This window comes from Acidobacteriota bacterium (assembly GCA_033549365.1).
Classification (GTDB): domain Bacteria; phylum Acidobacteriota; class Aminicenantia; order Aminicenantales; family Saccharicenantaceae; genus JAWSUF01.
This window is the reverse complement of sequence record JAWSUF010000017.1, coordinates 1-17,700: the sequence shown is the minus strand read 5'-3', so window position 1 is coordinate 17,700 and position 17,700 is coordinate 1. Positions and strand designations below refer to the sequence as shown.

Below are 17,700 nucleotides of genomic sequence, written 5' to 3'. Positions count from 1 at the left end.
CATGTCAAACAAGCAATGGCCCGCCCCTCCGGCGATGGCGATCGATGCCGAAAAGCGTTACACCGTGAAAATCGAAACCGTCCGCGGAACGATCGAACTCGAACTCGCCCCCAAGTCCGCCCCCCAGACGGTCAACAACTTCGTCTTCCTGGCCCGTGAGGGATTCTACGACGGCGTCCGCTTCCACCGTGTGATCCCCGACTTCATGATCCAGGGCGGCGACCCGACCGGAACGGGGAGGGGAGGCCCGGGTTATAAATTCGGCGACGAATTTTCCGGAAACCCCCTGAAGCACGAGACGGGGGTGATCTCCATGGCCAACGCCGGCCCCGACACCAACGGCAGCCAGTTCTTCATCACGCATTCGCCCCAGCCGCACCTCAACGGCAAGCACACTGTCTTCGGCCGAGTCGTCAAGGGCCAGGATGTTGTCGACGCCGTCCGGGCAAACGACGTCATGACCAAGGTGACCGTCAGCGAGGACTGAGGCGGCTCTCGGGCGTCAGCGTGTATGCGGCTCCCGGTTCCGTCTTGAACTCGATGACGCCCGGTTCCGGCCGCTGCACGGATACGGCGCGTCCCCGGACATCGACCTTCAGAGGAACGACCGTCCGAATGCGGCAGGGATTTCCGCTCCGCGAAAGAATCGTTGCGCTCTCGATCCGCCCGTCTTTCCAGCGCATGTCGACCTCGAAACCGCCGCGGGCGACGAGGCCCCGGAACTCCCCGTCTTCCCAGGATGCCGGCACGGCCGGAAGGAGCGCCAGCTCATCCTCGTGCGACTGGAGAAGCATCTCGGCCACGGCCGCCGACATCCCGAAGGATCCGTCGACCTGCATCGCGCGCGAGCAGATCGAAAACAGGCTGTCCGTCGCGTAATTCTTCATGGCGTAGGCGAAGTTCTCCAAAGCCTTTGCGCCGTCACCGAGCCGGGCCCAGCAGGCGGCCTTCCAGGCCGAAGCCCAGCCGTTCCCGGGAAGTCCGCGCTGCTCCAGGACGACTTTGGCGCCCTCGGTGAACTCCGGCGTCCGCCTCGGCGAAACCAGGTTTCCCGGAAAAAGGCCCCAGAGCCCCGAGATATGGCGATGGCTTTTTTCGGTCTCGTCCCAGTCCTCGAGCCATTCCTGGAGGTTTCCCTTCCGCCCGATCTGCATGGGCGCCAACCGGGCCTTGGCCGCAAGAACGCGTTCCTTGAAATCCCGGTCGACACCGAGAATGTCGGCCGCCCGGGCGACCGCTCCGAAGAGCGTGTCGAGGATGGCCATGTCGATGGTCGATCCGGCGCAGATCGTGGTCGTCGTCCGGAACATCGTGATCTCGTCGAAAAACGGCGTCTGGCCGGGAACGGCCGGGAAGTTTTCCGGCGACGTCGAGGGATTCGTCACCAGCCAGCCTTTCTCGGGGTGAGGGACCAGAAAATCCAGGAAGAACTCGGCGCTGCCTTTGAGGATGGGATAGGATTCGGCAAGGAAGGCCTTGTCGCCCGTGTACAGATAGCGCTCCCAGAGGTGCGTCGCAAGCCATGCCCCGCCCGTCGTAAAGGTCCCCCAACTCGGCCCGTCCATGGGCGCCGCGACCCGCCAGAGGTCGGTGTTCTGGTGGAAGACCCAGCCGCGGGCGCCGTAGTGTTGGCGGGCCACCTGACTTCCCTGATCCGTGAGTTCGCGGATCATGCGGAAAAGCGGCTCGGCGCACTCGGACAGGTTGCCGACCTCGGCCGGCCAGTAGTTCATCTCGGTGTTGATGTTTGTCGTGTATTTCGAATCCCACATGGGATTCATGTCCTTGTTCCAGATTCCCTGGAGGTTGGCCGGCTGCGTTCCCGGGCGCGAAGACGAGATGAGGAGGTAACGGCCGAACTGGAAGATGAGGGCGGCAAGCGCCGGGTCGTTCGTCCCGTCGAAATTCTTCAGCCGTTCGTCGGTCGGCAGCCGGGAATTCGGCGTCTCGGGAAGGGCGAGGGATACGCGGCGGAAAAGGCGCCCGTGCTCTTCGAGATGGGCGGTCTTCAGTGTCTCGTAGGATTTGCCGGCTGCGGCCGCCAGAGCCGCCTCGACGCGGGCGCGGGGGTCGCCGCTGACGTCCTTGTAGTTGACGAAGTTCGTGGCCGCGGCGATGAAAAGCGTCACGGCGTCGGCGCCGGTCACGCTGAGTTCGTCCCAATCCAGGCTCATCGTCCCGCCCTCGAGTACGGCCTTGAGCCGGCTTTCGTAGCGAAGCGCTCCCGCAACGCCCATGTAATCCGCCGATTTCCCGCGGACGACGAGGCCGTCGGGCGCGAGGCCGTCCATCCGGAAATAGTCGGTTGCATAGTTCGAGTGGGCCGTGTTCCTCTCGCCCCGGAGCTGGGCCTTGAACGACACTTGGCCCGGCCGGTCGGCCGTGATCCGGACGACGATGACCTGGTCCACGGGGCTTACGAAGACCTCCCGCGTGAAGCGCACGCCTTCCTGAACGTATTCAGTCCGGACGACGGCGGCATCGAGGTCGAGCATGTGCCGGTATTCCGTCACGGGGTCGGTTTCTTTCGACGGGAAGCGGAGAACCAGGCGGCCGAGCGACTGGTATTTCATCTGCTCGATCGGATAGCCCATCAGGTTTCGGCCGAACAGGATGTGGGCTTTCTTGTAGTTGCCGTCGAAAACGAGCTTTTGGATTTCGGGAAGGGCCGCGGCGGCCCCCTTGACGACCGTGGAATACGGCCCGCCCGACCAGTAGGTCTCCTCGTTGAGTTGGATCTCCTCCTCGCCGGTTTTGCCGAAAACCATGGCGCCGAGCCGCCCGTTTCCGACGGGCAGGGCGTTTTCCCATTTTTCCGCGGGTTGGGTGTACCAGAGATGAGTGGCGGGATCGATCCCGTCGCCGGCTTTTTCCCGGGCCGGAGTTGCCGCCTGAATTTCGATGACGGCCGGGATGGTCAGAAGCACCACCAGGGCGGCGACGGCCGCCGCGGCCGGGGCTCGTCTCAAGTGTGTTGCCGTCACGGGTCCCTCCTTTTCAGAATTTTATCGGCCGCCAGTTTCCCCGTCAGAATCGACATCGGCACGCCCGCGGGACTGTAAGCCCATTGGCCCGCCTGATAAACGGAAGGGATGGGTGTCAGAACGGAGCGGTCCGAGATTTGAATTTTGTTGATGACCGGCATACGTTTCTGAAAGGCCCATCCCGTGATGGCGCCTTCGGAACTGCCGATCCTGTTTTCAATGCTTAAGGGGGTAAAGGAAAAACGCGCCTCGACTTTATCTTTCAGCATCGGGTAGAGGGAATCCGAGAGGACCCGCAAAATGCGATTCTCGAGTTCCGTTATGAACTCATCGAGCCAGCCGGCTTCACGAATGAGTCGGAATAATTCATATTCGGCAAGGAAACTGACAATCACCCCCGTTTTGCCCGAAGGCGCCAGTGCGGCATCTTTCAGGCCGGGAATGGAAATTTCGTAGGTGTGGAAACGGGTGAACTTGTCGAGCCAGGCCAGAACCTGTTCTTTTTTGACTTCCGCAAAGCGTCGCAAGAGAGAGTCGAGCTCTTCGCGGTGCGTTTCGCCCAATCCCCGGCGCGAAGGGGTATAAAAAAAGTGCCCGTGGGCGATCTTCCCGAAACTTTCAAGCGGCTCGTCGACTTCCAGGAACAAGGTGAAAACGGAATCTCCCCCCCGGTTTTTCAGCATCATCTCCCGGGCGGTCTCGATTTTCGTTCGGATCTTCGGCGGCAGGTTTTGGATTTCGGCCGTCCGGTAGAGCGTTTTCAGATCGGCGGCCCAGACCAGGTTCCGGTATCGATAGCGGATATTCCGTTCGTCCGTCACAAGGCGCTGATCGGGAAAGACGCCGGTGATCTTCGTTTCCGTTTTGATTTCGCCTCCGAATTCCTCCAATTTATTCCGGAGCGCATCCGACACCTTGCCCACGCCGCCCCGGGGATAGAAATAATCGAGGTAGAGCGAAAAGTAGCTCAAGGCGAAAAAAGTCGGGGTGTTTCTGAAAAAATGCTGGGAGATCATGTCCCTGAGAGAGGGATTCCCGACGATTGTTTTCAGATAGTCCTCGACCGGGCCGGCCATGCGGTTGATTTTCCGGACGGTCCATACGAACCGGGGAAACCAGGGGAGAAGCGTTTTAAAAAAGAAGGCCCTGTCGCGCTTGAGGTCTTTGAAAACGGGATTCTCGATCCCGTAGAGAACGTCCATGTGTTTCATGATCTTCCGGATGATCCGGATCACCTTGTCGATGTCCCGCCCGCTTTCCGGATAGAATTTCTTCAGGAGATCCCGGTAGCCGGACAAACTGTCCAGGTTTTCGATGTGCAGAACTTCGTTTTCAATGCCCAGGGAGACCGGGCTTTTCACGGCGTCGAGCCGGATGTTCAGATCCTTGAGCATTGTGAAAATGATCCCGGCATCGAGCAGTGCCCGGACTCCGGCGTCGAAATGAAATCCGTCGCGGGAAAACGAATTGACCAGTCCTCCGCACTCCCTGTTCTTTTCTATAAGAAGGACGTTTTGACCGGCGCGCGCCAGGTAAGCCGAAGCCGTCAAGCCGGCGATCCCTCCGCCGACAACGACCGTATCATAGAGATGGTCCGTCATGTTTTCGCATCCGTCATTTGAACGTCACGCCATGCGATGACAGGAGTTTCAGAGTGTGATCCCAGAGCTCAAGGGCCACCTCTCGATCTCGGGCCGGCGGCGCGGGCTCTTCTTCGGCGGTCAAGTTGAAAAATTTTCCGCTCACGCCTTCGATCTCCTTGGAAACTCCGAGATAATACAGGGCTTCGGCCGATATTTCGGGGGATTGAAACCGCTTGTCGTAAACGTTTCTTTTCAACCATTGGTAAACCGGCCCGTTTTCCCGGCCGTAATCAGTTTTGACCGCCCCGGGATGCATGGTGTTGATCGTGACGCCCGAGCCCTGAAAGGATTCATTGAACACGATCATGGATAAAAGCTGGGCGGTTTTGGCGGAGCCGTAGCTTCTCAATCCCGTGTATTTCCGTTTTTCCCAATTCAAATCGTCAAGGTTCAAACCCCAAGCGGCAAACCGGTGTCCTTCCGAACCGACAATCACGATCCGGGCCTTGGACTGCGCTTTCAGTTTCTCGATCAGAATATAATTCATGATAAAGGACGCCAGGTAATGAACGGCGAAAACTTTCTCCAGACCGTCGGGAGTGGATTCCCGCCTGGTCAGGTAGATCCCGGCGTTATGAATCAGGACATCCACCGGCGTTTCAAACTGCGACAGGTCGTTCGAAACCCGGACGATATCGTTCAGACGGCTCAAATCGGCGATTCGGAAATCGCACCGGACGCCGAACTCGTTTTCAATTTCACGGCGAAGATCGTCCGATTTTCGGGGATTTCGATTGATGCACAACAGGTTCGCCCCGCGAGCGGCATACTTTCTGGCTGTGTGATAACCGATGCCCGATGTGGCTCCGGTGATGACGACAAGCCTGTTGTTGAAGCTTTCGCGGCAGATTTTCGGGTCCAACCGGCTGTTTCCGATCATGGCGAAGATATTCGACCATCGATACTCTTTGAAGTACTGGAAGAATTTTCCGTTGTTTTTCATGGCTGTGATCGATTATCCGAACTTTTTCTTCATGAACTTCCTGTAGGCTTTGCCGAATCTCGGGATGTTGTCGAAAATGTCTCCCCACAAATCGTAATAGTCCCGCTGCTCGATGATTTTTCCTTCCGGATTCAGGGTCAGCCGGCTTGCGCCGTAGAGCACGGAACTTGGATTTTTCTTGAACGCGATGGTCATTTCCCATTCGATAAAAACGATGCGATCCGCTTTGACGGCATGGACAACTTTCATTTTCAGGCCTTTGGAACGCCGGGCCAGGCGTTCCGTCATGGCCGTGAAGGCTTCGATTCCCCGCAATTCCTGAATGGAATCCCGGAAACGAATGTCCTTGTCGTAATAGGGGAGGATGTGGGACCAGTCGGGTTTTCCCTCGGTGTTGTAGGTTTTGGACCAGAGTTCCCTGATGGTCTCAACCGTGATCTCATTGCCGTCCAAAGTCTTCATGGGTCCTAAGTTATCACATTTCCGCATCGGCGCAATATCCCATCTGCCGCCCGCTGCGAACTGCGCCTCGACATCCTTTTAGATCCGTTGAATTGTCTCCAATTCCGCATTATGATATTCAAAAATGATCCACGAACGACTCCCTCTCAAACCCATGGGGATCGGGCTGTCCCTTGCCGTCTATGCTCCGGCGATGCTCCTGCTGATTGTTATGACCCGGTACTCCATCCCGTTCCTGGCGAAGACGACGGGGATGGAGACGATTTTCTTCTGGTTCCTTGTCGGCGGGCTCGGCGTTTTTCTCCCGCTTATCATCGCCGCGATCCTGATCCTGAGGGCCGAGGGTCAAAGGCTTGACAAAACGACATGGATGGACCGGATGCGGTTCCGGCGGCTGACCGCAAAGGATATCGCCTGGGCGGCCGGAGGCCTTGCGGCGAGCGGCGCCGCGAGCGGCCTGGTGATGGCGGGGCTCGCCGCCGTGGCCGGAACTTTCGATCATACGCCCGTCTTCATGTCCTTTGAGCCGTTGGCTCCCGGGCGGCACTGGCTCCTTGCCGTTTGGCTTCCCTATTGGATCCTCAATATTCTCGGCGAAGAAATCCTCTGGCGCGGCGTCATGCTTCCCCGTCAAGAGATCGCTTTCGGCAAGTGGGCTTGGATTGTCCATGCCGCAGGATGGGGGCTTTTCCATGTTGCGTTCGGATGGCAACTGCTTCTGACCCTGATGCCGCTTCTCTTCATTCTGTCCTACGTCGTGCAGAAGACGAAGAACACCTGGGTGGGCGTCATTTTGCACGGCGGACTCAACGGTCCCAGCTTTATCGCCATCGCCCTGGGCTTGCTGTAGATCGATGTTTCCTCTTCTCTTTGACGGATTCACGAGAAGAGGGGATAATGCCGGAAAACCATGGCTTTCGTTTTGCTTGTCATCGTCATTGCGGGCCTCGCCGCGGCCCTGTTTTTTATTCCAAGGCTCATGATCGGTCCCATGATCAATATTCATGTGACTTACGGACAAATATTTCCCCCGGAAGACCATGGATTGACCGCCCGCGCTCCCGGAAATGTCCGGACCTGGACGGTCGAAGGGGACAATCACTTCATCCTGCCCGACGACGGATTTTGGAGAATTTTTGAATCGCCATATCGATCGGCTCGATCCCGGGTCAATAGCTTCTTGACCGGAGATCGGCCGCAATCATGAAAACGATCTTGCGCTTGTCGTCGATCTCGTAGAAAAAACGATAATCCCCGATGCGGTACCGCCATGTCTCCGGTGTGTAATCCTTCAGCTTTCTGATGTTCTTTCCATAGTAAGGCTGAAGCCTGAATTGGGGATACACATGGGTCCGGAGCTTGACGGCGATTTTCTGCTTCCGATGGCTTGTGATCCTTCCGAGGTCGTCCTGGAACTGATCCGTCTCGAAGATCCGGTAATCACTCAATAAAGCGGCCCTTTCTCCGGCGGGCCTGGGCGCTTCCCGATTTCAGTCGAGCCGTCAGGCTTTCGTCGGCGATGATCGCGGCTGTTTCAGTGGGGTCGGTGAAAAGCATCTCTTCGAGCTTGCGGAGGGCGAGGGTTTCGATGGCGTTGGCGATGGGCCGGTTGTCGGCCCGGGCGAAGCTTTGGAATTTCCGGTAATCCTCGTCGGAAAGCCTCAGAGTGACGGTTTTCGGCATGAATGAATTCCTTTCTTTTTGAAACAAATTCATTCTATCTGCAGTTTTTGGCTCTGTCAATGCCGCATGACCTTTCATTTACAATAACGCGCCGGGGTCGGGATTGCTCTCACAAGCCTGACATTCGGCCGTCTGTATAGTGGCGAATTGACGGATTCACAAGAAGAGGAGATAATGCCGGAAAACGGAGAGTTCGTACGATGGCTGTTAAATGTCTCCGATGCGGAAAAGGGTATGACATCACCCTTTTCGAATACGGCCATACCGTGCCCTGCGACTGCGGAGCCGTCGTCGATCCCTTCGGGGCGGCCGCTCTCGATCTTCCGGTCGAAGGCGAGCTCGACCTCCACACCTTCAGGCCGGCCGAGGTCAAGGATCTTCTTCGGGACTATCTCGGCGCCTGTGCGGAAAAGGGGATCTTCAGGGTTCGAGTCGTCCACGGCAAAGGAAGCGGCGCCCTGCTCCGCACCGTCCATTCGCTTCTCAAAAAGATGCCTGAAGTCGAGTCGTTTCGTATGGCCCGCGAGGGGGAAGGCGGCTGGGGCGCAACGATCGTCGATTTGATAAAACCCGAAGCCCGGAAAGCAACCCGTTAGTCAGGAGACAGCAATAACCGAGGAGGGGAAATGTGGTAAAATACCTCTGCGAGGAAAAAATGAAAACGTTTACCGCCATCATTGAGAAATGTCCGGATACCGGCCTTTATGTCGGATATGTCCCCGGTTTTCCAGGCGCGCATTCGCAGGGAGAAACCCTGGACGAGTTGCAGGGCAACCTTCGCGAGATTTTTGATATACTGCTTGAGGATGAAGAGATCCAAATTGAGAGGAATTTCAAGGAAAGGGTTGGTTGACCAGAGATTGGGCCCAATCTAAAACAAGCCGTGCTTGAGACACGACTTGGCGAAGGTCTTCCTCCGCGACATCTTCATAACTTCCAGGATATCGGAACATGACGGCGTAGCTGGTGAGCTCGGATAAAGTTTCAGATTTGACCGGAAGGGTGGCGGATAACTCTTGAGGCAGCAGGTTGATCAGATATCCGATCAGCGGCGCTTCCCGGAGGGATCGGGTCAGGCGGCATAGATTTCCCGGCCTTCTTTCAGAATGGTTTGATAAATCAGTCCGATATTGTTTTGATGTTCCTTCAGCATGGCGGGCGTGGCCACGACCACATCCACCGGATAGGGGAATTCGTGAAGAGCTCGGTATATGGCTTTGGATAACTGCAGGCAGGAGTCACCGTCGGGCATGACCACAAGCAGATCGATATCGCCGGCCGTCTTGGTTGTCCCGTGGACCATGGAGCCAAAGAGAATGATTTTCTTGGGTGAAACCGCGGTTACGACCAGATCAATAAGATCCCGAAGCAAGGAATCTTCGGGATCTTGCCGATTGTTCGATAAGATATTCCTGCTCAAAGTACAATCATTATGCAATCGAAATAGCCGGGGAGTCAATCGGGGGATCCTCTTTTAGGCCCTATTGCCCGAGGCCCGGGTGGAGGCGGTGTAGCGGCGATTGGCCGTCCGGCGCCTATTGGAACGGTTTAAGAGGACATCACTGTTCTTCGATCTCGAGCCTGTCGCCGCCGTGGAGGCGGATGACCTGAGGGCCATCGCGCCTTCTCCTCTTCCAGAGTAGTGCAGGGGCGTCCGCCTGTCGATCCGGTTTTCTTTCTCCAGGAAGCACAAGCGAGATCCGGTTTGATAAGCGTTGGAAAATCCGGATCAATGTCGAGGTGGAAGGCGACCTGTTTCCCGAAATCTAGATATCAGGATACAATCTCTTCGCTGTATCTGATGATCTCGTCGACTAGGATGCCGCCTTCGGCAAATGTCTGCGGATTGAATGGGATCGGTTCTATCCGGGTATTGATCTCTCTTCGCAAGGGAACGATTTTCCGCCTGTCAAGAAAACGGTCTCCGGTAAAGACCGGCGAAATCAGGGCGATATCGACATCGCTTTCCCTACGAGGGTTCCCTCTTGCCCATGATCCGAAAAGCAGGACTTTTTCGACGGGAATTCCGCTTTTATTCAGGCGGGCCACATACCTTTTTATGTCCCTGATTACGGCAGCTTTTCCAGTAGCCACTTTTTCAGCTCCTCAATACGCCAGTCTTTTTTAGCTGCCGTAATCCAATAGGATACTTTTGCTGTTTTATCGAGCATAGAAATCATCCAACCAGAGTAATATTACCAGAAAAAGGGTTCGGAGGGGAAAAAGTTTTAATTTTGCCTCCCCATCCGGTGATTTCTGCATTACCCTTATCTCAGTCTCTACTTTAAACAGCATCGGGATGAATACTTCGACCTTTTGACCCGGGTGCGCGAGGCCGGGGACTGGGAGGCGTGGCTGGCTTTCTTCGTCACCGGTGTCAGGGAAATGGCCGAGAGCGCCGTTGCCGCGGCGCACAGCCTGAACGACACCCTCTCTGATTTGCTGCGCCGATACATGTTTTTGGGCGGCATGCCCGAGGTGGTGCAGGCCTACGTTCAGGGGGTTGACCTGAACCAAGCCAGAAGCATTCAAAAAGAGATCCTGATGGCTTTTGAGCGGGATTTCTCCAAATACACCACTCCGACTCAAGCCGTGCGGGTCGGTGAAATCTGGCGCTCGATTCCTTCTCATCTGGCTCGTGAGAATAAAAAATTCAAATACAGTGATGTCCGCAAAGGCGGTCGCGCCGGTCAATTCGAGTCTGCGATTGAATGGCTGCGGAATGCGGGTTTGATCCTGCAATCGATCAATATCACCCGCCCCCGGCTGCCTCTTGCGGGCCAAGCGGACTCTCAACGCTTCAAAGCCTACCTGCTGGATTGCGGATTATTGGGCGCCATGGTCGATATTCCACCCCGAATTGCGGTTGAAAGTGAAACATTTTTTACCGAATACAAGAGCGCTTTCGTGGAAAACATGGTGGCCGCCGAACTGGTCCGCTTATCCCATGGAGAGCTTTACTATTGGATCAGCGAGGGGATTGCCGAGGTTGACTTTATCGTGGTGCATGATCAGGAAATTGTGCCCTTGGAGGTAAAGAGCGGTTTGAACCGGAACATCAAGAGCCTGCGCGTCTACGCGAACAGATTCAAACCGCACCGGATTATTCGCACCTCGCCGCGAAACTTTGATCGGATCGATGATTTCGTCAACATCCCTTTGTACGCGATCGGTTTGTTTCCGGGCTTTTTGCGCTGAAGGGGGAAGGGGAGTGAATTGCTCTTGAAGCACATCCTCATCATGTTCCATGCGCTCTCGTATCAGGAATTGATCGTGAGATTGGCGGATCGTTATCGAAACGACCACCTCGACTAAATCCGGTATCTTACAGAATATCAAGCCTTTTCCGGATTGACAGATACGAAACCGGGATGATAATCTTTGGCCATGGCGACGAGGGGAGACATGCAATCAAAGAATCTCTCAAGCGAGAGAGGAGAAACAGCCAATGCCCCAATATTCATTCCTTGATTTGGCATACAACGTTCTCAAGACTGCGACAAAACCGTTGACGTATCAGGAGATTTGGCAAATCGGCAAGGATTCAAGGCTGTCCGATAAAATCAAGACTTCCGGTAAGACCCCTTGGCGAACCCTTGGGGCACAGCTCTATGTGGAAGTTCGTGACAATGAATCTTCCCGTTTTATGAGAGTGGGAAGTCGCCCCGCCCGCTTTTTCCTCAAGGAACGGGCTTCCGATTTGCCGCCCGATGCCGTCACCAGAATCGAAAAAGAGGAATCGAAGAAGCCGGAGGAGAAGACAGGTTTCAATGAGCGTGATCTCCACCCGCTCCTGACATATTTTGCCTATGCAAACCCCACATTCAATCGCGGCCGCTCGATTTACACAAAAACGATCTTCCATGAGAAATCTCAGAAATCAAAATACAATGAGTGGATCCACCCGGATATGGTCGGTTTCTACCTGCCGATTGAAGATTGGAAACCGAATGTTATTGAGTTTAACAAATTGTCGGACAACAATGCCCTTCGGCTTTTCTCGTTTGAGCTGAAGAAACATCTTAACAAGGCCAATTACAGGGAATCGTTCTTTCAGGCCGTATCGAATTCCTCTTGGGCCCATGAAGGGTATCTTGTCGCAGCCGAGATTCTTCAAGACGATGATTTCCTCGCTGAACTCGAAAGACTTGCATCGTCTTTTGGGATCGGAATTATTCACCTTGATCCTGCGGATATCGACAGTTCAGGCGTCCTTTATCCGGCTCGTAGTCGGGAAGTCCTGGATTGGGAAACCATCAACAAGCTTTGCGATCAAAACTCCGACTTCGAGCAATTCCTTCAGGACGTGAAGATTGATTTTGAGTCAAAGCGTATTCATAAGAGCGAATACGACGAAGTTGTGAAGGATATCAGGGAATACATCAAGGATAAACTAAAAATAGATCTTGAGGCTTGAGAGTATCCATGGAACAAAACCAACTCAACTGGATCGCCAATTTCATCTGGGGCATTGCCGATGATGTTCTTCGCGACCTCTACGTTCGTGGCAAGTATCGTGATGTCATCCTTCCGATGATCGTCCTTCGCCGTCTCGATTCCGTGCTCGAACCCACCAAGCAAGCCGTTCTCGATATGAAGGCTTCGCTCGATAAAGCCGGAATCACAAATCAGGAGAGAGCGCTTCGAACCGCGGCCGGACAGGCCTTCTATAATACATCCAAATTCACTCTTCGCGATCTTAAGGCCCGAGCCAGTCAACAGCAGCTCAAAGTAGATTTTGAAGCCTATTTGGATGGTTTCTCGCCAAATGTTCAGGACATTTTAGAGAAATTTGAATTTAGAAATCAGATCCCAAGGCTTTCGAAGGCGGATGCCCTCGGAACGTTAATAGAGAAGTTTCTTTCGCCGTCCGTCAACCTCAGTCCGAATCCGGTGCTCAACGGCGATGGCTCGTCAAAGCATCCCGGCCTCGACAATCACGCCATGGGAACGATTTTTGAAGAACTGGTTCGCCGCTTCAACGAAGAAAACAACGAAGAGGCCGGGGAGCACTGGACTCCGAGGGATGCCGTCAAGCTTATGGCTAAGTTGATCTTTCAACCGATTTCCGATCAGATCGAATCCACCACATATCTCCTTTACGACGGTGCCTGTGGAACGGGCGGCATGCTGACTGTCGCCGAAGAGACGCTTCAGGAGCTTGCCGCCAAACAAGGCAAAAAAGTGGCCACGCACCTTTACGGCCAGGAGATCAACTCCGAAACCTACGCCATCTGCAAGGCCGATCTTCTCCTCAAAGGTGAAGGCGATGCTGCGGACAATATCGTCGGCGGCCCCGAGCATTCGACTCTCTCCAATGATGCTTTCCCCTCGCACGAGTTTGACTTCATGCTTTCCAATCCGCCTTACGGTAAAAGTTGGAAAAGCGACCTTGAGCGAATGGGAGGAAAGGGAGGTATAAAAGATCCTCGATTCATCATCGAGCATTCAGGCGATCCTGAATATTCGCTGATCACCCGATCGAGCGATGGCCAGATGCTCTTTCTGGCCAATATGCTCTCCAAGATGAAACACGGCACGAAGCTCGGCAGCCGGATTGCCGAAGTCCACAATGGAAGCTCGCTTTTTACCGGCGATGCCGGGCAAGGCGAAAGCAATATCCGCCGCTGGATCATCGAAAACGACTGGCTGGAGGCAATCGTCGCCCTGCCGCTCAACATGTTCTATAACACCGGCATTGCCACTTACATCTGGGTCCTGACAAATCGAAAGCCCAAACATCGCCGAGGCAAAGTTCAGCTCATCGATGCAACACAGTGGTTCAAGCCTCTGCGCAAGAACCTCGGCAAGAAGAACTGTGAGCTTTCAGACGATGACATCGCGCGCATTTGCGAAACCTTCCTGGACTTCAAGGAGACCGAGCAGTCCAAGATCTTCCCAAACGAAGCCTTTGGCTACTGGAAGGTCACTGTCGAACGCCCTCTGCGCCTTGCGGGCATCGACCCTGAGCGTGCCTACGCCCCCAAGGAGATCAAGACGATAAAGGAAAACGCCGAGCGCCTGTCTGCCGAAGAGACGGCCCGCGCTGTGAGCAGTTCAGGGGACGGATCGGCGCAGACAGCCCCCAACGAGGCGCCGCCAGTTATCAGGAAGATCCACAAGAAGGGCACGGCTGCCGATCCGATGCGCGGCCTGTTTGAGGTGGTGATCGGCGGCCGACTCGCCGTCGTCGAGTACGAAACTGACCCGGATCTTCGCGACACCGAACAAGTTCCGCTTCTGGAGGATGGGGGAATCGAGGTATTTCTGAAGCGCGAAGTGCTTCCTCATGCCCCCGACGCCTGGTATGTGCCCGACAGCATCAAGACCGGCTACGAGATCAGCTTCACCCGCTATTTCTACAAGCCGAAGCCGCTTCGCACCCTGGAGGAGATCCGCGCCGACATCCTGGCGCTGGAGAAGGAGACCGAGGGGCTGCTGGGGGAGATTATTGGGAGTGGCCAATGACGTGTTTAAGTCTGGAGTCAATAAGGGCGCTATTCTATGCTATATTCAAGGCAGCCTATAATATGGAACTGAGTCTTATTCTTGTTATAGTTTGGAGCGCGTATGGGGGCTGAATGGAAGCATGGTTGCAGGCACCGCAACATGGAGATCTTTGACCAAAGATGAACTCAAGCACCTATAGAGCCGGGAGATACGTTCAACAGTCGGCCGGCTACCGGGCGTTTATTCCGAACCCTCTTCCTCCTGATCCGGCCGTAGTAATCAGTCCTGATATTCAGGTTTTGCTGTCGAAGGCGGATCGCGCCCTTGGTCGTCTGGACGGATCAATCCAGACTCTGCCGCACCCGGACCTGTTCGTCTACATGTATGTTCGTAAAGAGGCGGTGTTCTCAAGCCAGATCGAAGGGACGCAAAGCTCGCTGCAAGACCTCCTGGCGGCGGAAGCCCGGATTCTCACCTCCGATCGTCCCCAGGACGTTGACGAGGTTGTGAACTACGTACGGGCGATGAACTACGGATTGAAGCGGCTTAAGGATCTACCGGTTTCGGTCCGGCTGATTCGCGAAATTCACGCGAAACTGCTCAAGGGCGTCCGAGGCCAGCACCATACACCCGGTGAAATCCGCACCACTCAGAACTGGATTGGTCCCGGAGGGTGTACCCTCCAGGAAGCGACGTTTGTTCCGCCGCCGCCTCATGAGGTCGCGCATCATCTCTCCGAACTCGAACGGTTCCTGCATTCTGACACGCCGCTCCCCATGCTTGTCCGCATCGGGCTGGCCCATGTTCAATTTGAGACGATTCACCCGTTTCTGGATGGGAATGGCCGGGTGGGACGTTTGCTGATTGCGTTCCTATTGTGCCAACAGGAGATTCTGCTCAAGCCCGTGTTGTATCTGTCGCATTTTTTCAAACAGCACCGACAAGAATACTACGATCAGCTGCAGTCGGTGCGTAACCGAGGGACATGGGAAGACTGGCTGACGTTCTTCCTGAGGGGGGTCATCGAAGTCAGCAAGCAGGCTACTGAAACCGCACGCTGCATCCTGACCTTGCGTGAGACGCACCGAGCCACGATCACCGAGAAGTTCGGCCGGGCGGCCGGCAACGGGCACCGCGTGCTGGAACATCTTTACGAGCACCCCATTGTATCCGTCAAGATAATCCAGGATCTGATCGGCACCACCTATGCCGCCGCCAATGATCTGGTTTCTAAGTTTGTCGGCAGTGAAATCCTCCAGGAAATCACCGGCCAGGCCCGCAATCGCAGGTTCATGTACAGGCGATATATCGACCTGTTTCACGATGACCGACCGGATGCGAACGTATGATCGCTGACCTCAAACCCTATCCAGCCATGAAGGGCTCGGGAGTGCCGTGGTTGGGGGAGGTGCCGGAGCATTGGATGATCGAGCGTTCTAAGTGGTTGTTTCGCAAGAAAAAAAGACCAGTTTGTGATTCTGATGAGGTTATTACATGTTTCCGTGATGGAAAGGTTACCTTGCGAAAAAACCGTCGTTTACGTGGGTTCACTGAATCACTGAAAGAGATAGGCTATCAGGGGATTCGTCGAGGCGACCTTGTAATACATGCCATGGATGCTTTTGCGGGAGCTATCGGAGTTGCTGATGCAGATGGTAAAGGCACTCCTGTATACTCTGTCTGTGAGCCAAGATCCTCGACGAATTCTCACTACTATGCGTATGCTCTAAGAGAAATGGCACGAAGCCAATGGATTCAAGCCCTACAAAGGGGAATACGAGAGCGATCAACGGACTTCCGTTATGAGGAATTTGGCTCGCAGTCGATGCCGTGCCCACCCCTCCCCGAACAAGCCGCCATCGTTCGCTTCCTTGACTATGTGGACAGACGGATTCAGCGCTACATCCGGGCGAAGCAGAAGCTGATCAAGCTGCTGGAGGAGCAGAAGCAGGTCGTCATCCATGAAGCGGTCACCGGCAGAATCGATGTGCGGACCGGAAAACCCTATCCCGCCTACAAGGACTCCGGCGTGGAATGGCTGGGTGATGTGCCGGAGCATTGGGATGTGCGGCGCCTTAAGTCGCTATGTACAATGAGAAGTGGGGAGGGGATCACTGGGCAATCAATTGATTCAAAGGGCGAGTATCCTGTTTATGGCGGCAATGGAGTAAGAGGCTTCACTTCAAAATATACCCATGAGGGTGACTTTGTATTAATAGGCCGACAAGGTGCGCTTTGCGGTAATATACACTTCGCGCACGGTCGATTCTGGGCATCAGAGCACGCCGTAGTGGTATCTCTCTGTTATGACCACAACCTTGGCTGGTTTGGCGCCATCCTGAACGTAATGAATCTGAATCAATACTCGATTGCTGCCGCCCAGCCTGGGCTGGCCGTTGAACGCATACTCTCTCTCTGGTTACCCGTTCCTCCTAAACAAGAGCAGGATCTTATTCATGAATATCTTCGAAATAGAACTTTATTAATCAGGAAGTCGCTTGACCTTGCCTGTCATGAAATCGCCCTCCTCCGCGAATACCGCACCCGCCTGATTGCCGATGTCGTCACCGGTAAGCTCGACGTACGCGAAGCGGCGGCACAACTGCCTGATGAAGTCGAAGAAATTGAGCCTAATGAGGAAATGGCCTCCGAGAATATCGAGGAAGAAGACGGAGTCGGTGGTTTTAATGAGTTGCTTGAGAAGGAGGAGTTATGAGCGGCGCCGAGCACATTGCCCTCATTTACCGATTGCGTTTGTTCCCACAGGAAACGGAGTGGTTTGAGTTCAAATGCTATGGTAACAAACCGCATTTTTATAAAAATTCTTTGGAACAGTCATAAATCTATGATATCTAATGCCTTATGCTCTTTGCTAAGACATTGCCGTGATGTCTGTTTTAGCAAAGGAATTAGCAAAGACTCCTTAGACATAGATGCGGCCCCCAAGTTCATGAGATGCGTGCCTATCTGGGCAAGAGCGGCATCAGAGGATCAGAGATGAAGCGAATGCTTGATGGATGCTTGATCCGGAGAGGACTCAGTGACTGCGGTCAACTGTCTAATCCTATGGGAGATATTGTCAAGTCTTGTGTATGAGAAATCTTTGAGCCTATCCTGATGTTTCATTTAGGCCGCCTTCTCCATCACGCCGTCGACGAACACAACGCCTCGAATCACATGAGCCAACATCGTCACGCTGTTGAGTTTTCTCCAGCGCCGCTCGGCTTGTGTGGCGAGCTTGAAGACCATCGTCAGCGTCGCCGTGCGAGACCCACACCCCTTCGTCTGCCGCGTCCGGTGGCGCACGGTGGCAAACGTCGATTCGATCGGATTCGTTGTCCGGATATGCCGCCAATGTTCCGCCGGAAAATCGTAAAACGCGAACAGAACGTCCTTATCTTTGCGCAGGCACTCGGTCGCCTTCGGATATTTCGGTTCAAATTCCGAGAGGAACCGATTGTAGGCGATCAGGGCGTCTTTTTTGTTCGGTGCAAGATACATGTCATGAATGAGCTTTTTGGCGTAGGGTTGTGTG

At 54.7% G+C, this 17,700-nt stretch carries 18 protein-coding genes; 9 read left to right on the top strand and 9 right to left on the bottom strand.

Annotated features, from left to right (window positions below):
* Nucleotide 1 precedes the first annotated feature (1 nt).
* On the top strand, nucleotides 2-487 hold the full coding sequence (locus SCM96_14850; protein ID MDW7761903.1) for a peptidylprolyl isomerase: 486 nt from the start codon (nucleotides 2-4) through the stop codon (nucleotides 485-487).
* Here the strand turns inward: SCM96_14850 and SCM96_14845 are convergent.
* From SCM96_14845 to SCM96_14830, 4 genes are read right to left on the bottom strand one after another with little or no spacing between them, the layout of a single operon-like run.
* A complete protein-coding gene (locus SCM96_14845) occupies nucleotides 474-2,984 on the bottom strand; it encodes a glycoside hydrolase family 95 protein (protein ID MDW7761902.1) in 2,511 nt (836 codons plus the stop codon). The two genes, SCM96_14850 and SCM96_14845, sit on opposite strands and share 14 nt — an antisense overlap.
* On the bottom strand, nucleotides 2,981-4,585 hold the full coding sequence (locus tag SCM96_14840; protein MDW7761901.1) for an NAD(P)/FAD-dependent oxidoreductase: 1,605 nt from the start codon (nucleotides 4,583-4,585) through the stop codon (nucleotides 2,981-2,983). Before SCM96_14840 ends, SCM96_14845 begins: the two co-directional genes overlap by 4 nt.
* Nucleotides 4,586-4,598: 13 nt before the next feature.
* Nucleotides 4,599-5,570: an SDR family NAD(P)-dependent oxidoreductase gene (locus SCM96_14835; GenBank protein ID MDW7761900.1), complete on the bottom strand. Its 972-nt coding sequence runs from the start codon at nucleotides 5,568-5,570 to the stop codon at nucleotides 4,599-4,601.
* Between the two features lie 12 nt (nucleotides 5,571-5,582).
* Nucleotides 5,583-6,032: a nuclear transport factor 2 family protein gene (locus SCM96_14830; protein MDW7761899.1), complete on the bottom strand. Its 450-nt coding sequence runs from the start codon at nucleotides 6,030-6,032 to the stop codon at nucleotides 5,583-5,585.
* A 124-nt stretch (nucleotides 6,033-6,156) separates the two neighbouring features.
* Between SCM96_14830 and SCM96_14825 the strand changes: the two genes are divergently transcribed.
* The gene (locus tag SCM96_14825) at nucleotides 6,157-6,882 is read left to right on the top strand and encodes a CPBP family intramembrane glutamic endopeptidase (GenBank protein MDW7761898.1); all 726 of its coding nucleotides are present in this window, start codon (nucleotides 6,157-6,159) and stop codon (nucleotides 6,880-6,882) included.
* A gap of 319 nt (nucleotides 6,883-7,201) precedes the next feature.
* On the opposite strand, the gene SCM96_14820 is transcribed toward SCM96_14825, so the two are convergent.
* Both SCM96_14820 and SCM96_14815 read right to left on the bottom strand, forming a co-directional pair.
* Entirely contained in the window at nucleotides 7,202-7,480 is a 279-nt protein-coding gene (locus tag SCM96_14820) for a type II toxin-antitoxin system RelE/ParE family toxin (protein ID MDW7761897.1), read from the bottom strand.
* The gene (locus SCM96_14815; protein ID MDW7761896.1) at nucleotides 7,473-7,715 is read right to left on the bottom strand and encodes a CopG family transcriptional regulator; all 243 of its coding nucleotides are present in this window, start codon (nucleotides 7,713-7,715) and stop codon (nucleotides 7,473-7,475) included. Before SCM96_14815 ends, SCM96_14820 begins: the two co-directional genes overlap by 8 nt.
* A 200-nt stretch (nucleotides 7,716-7,915) precedes the next feature.
* Between SCM96_14815 and SCM96_14810 the strand changes: the two genes are divergently transcribed.
* Entirely contained in the window at nucleotides 7,916-8,311 is a 396-nt protein-coding gene (locus SCM96_14810; protein MDW7761895.1) for a Smr/MutS family protein, read from the top strand.
* 59 nt (nucleotides 8,312-8,370) lie between these two features.
* The gene (locus SCM96_14805; GenBank protein MDW7761894.1) at nucleotides 8,371-8,568 is read left to right on the top strand and encodes a type II toxin-antitoxin system HicB family antitoxin; all 198 of its coding nucleotides are present in this window, start codon (nucleotides 8,371-8,373) and stop codon (nucleotides 8,566-8,568) included.
* 219 nt (nucleotides 8,569-8,787) lie between these two features.
* On the opposite strand, the gene SCM96_14800 is transcribed toward SCM96_14805, so the two are convergent.
* Nucleotides 8,788-9,087 (bottom strand): nucleotidyltransferase domain-containing protein, encoded by a 300-nt coding sequence (locus SCM96_14800; GenBank protein ID MDW7761893.1) that lies wholly within the window; start codon nucleotides 9,085-9,087, stop codon nucleotides 8,788-8,790.
* A gap of 401 nt (nucleotides 9,088-9,488) precedes the next feature.
* Nucleotides 9,489-9,809, bottom strand: a complete 321-nt coding sequence (locus SCM96_14795) for a nucleotidyltransferase domain-containing protein (GenBank protein ID MDW7761892.1) — start codon at nucleotides 9,807-9,809, stop codon at nucleotides 9,489-9,491.
* 231 nt (nucleotides 9,810-10,040) lie between these two features.
* Between SCM96_14795 and SCM96_14790 the strand changes: the two genes are divergently transcribed.
* The 5 genes from SCM96_14790 to SCM96_14770 all read left to right on the top strand — a co-directional run bounded on the left by SCM96_14790 (nucleotide 10,041) and on the right by SCM96_14770 (nucleotide 16,881).
* Complete coding sequence (locus SCM96_14790) at nucleotides 10,041-10,913, top strand: DUF4143 domain-containing protein (GenBank protein MDW7761891.1); 873 nt, start codon at nucleotides 10,041-10,043, stop codon at nucleotides 10,911-10,913.
* 250 nt (nucleotides 10,914-11,163) lie between these two features.
* Nucleotides 11,164-12,132, top strand: a complete 969-nt coding sequence (locus SCM96_14785) for an HTH domain-containing protein (GenBank protein ID MDW7761890.1) — start codon at nucleotides 11,164-11,166, stop codon at nucleotides 12,130-12,132.
* A gap of 8 nt (nucleotides 12,133-12,140) precedes the next feature.
* Nucleotides 12,141-14,183, top strand: coding sequence for a class I SAM-dependent DNA methyltransferase (locus SCM96_14780; GenBank protein ID MDW7761889.1), 2,043 nt, complete (start codon nucleotides 12,141-12,143; stop codon nucleotides 14,181-14,183).
* A 161-nt stretch (nucleotides 14,184-14,344) separates the two neighbouring features.
* Nucleotides 14,345-15,514, top strand: coding sequence for a Fic family protein (locus SCM96_14775; GenBank protein ID MDW7761888.1), 1,170 nt, complete (start codon nucleotides 14,345-14,347; stop codon nucleotides 15,512-15,514).
* Entirely contained in the window at nucleotides 15,511-16,881 is a 1,371-nt protein-coding gene (locus SCM96_14770; GenBank protein ID MDW7761887.1) for a restriction endonuclease subunit S, read from the top strand. Before SCM96_14775 ends, SCM96_14770 begins: the two co-directional genes overlap by 4 nt.
* 410 nt (nucleotides 16,882-17,291) lie before the next feature.
* Here the strand turns inward: SCM96_14770 and SCM96_14765 are convergent.
* On the bottom strand, nucleotides 17,292-17,700 hold a 409-nt coding region (locus SCM96_14765), incomplete at its 5' end, for a transposase (protein MDW7761886.1).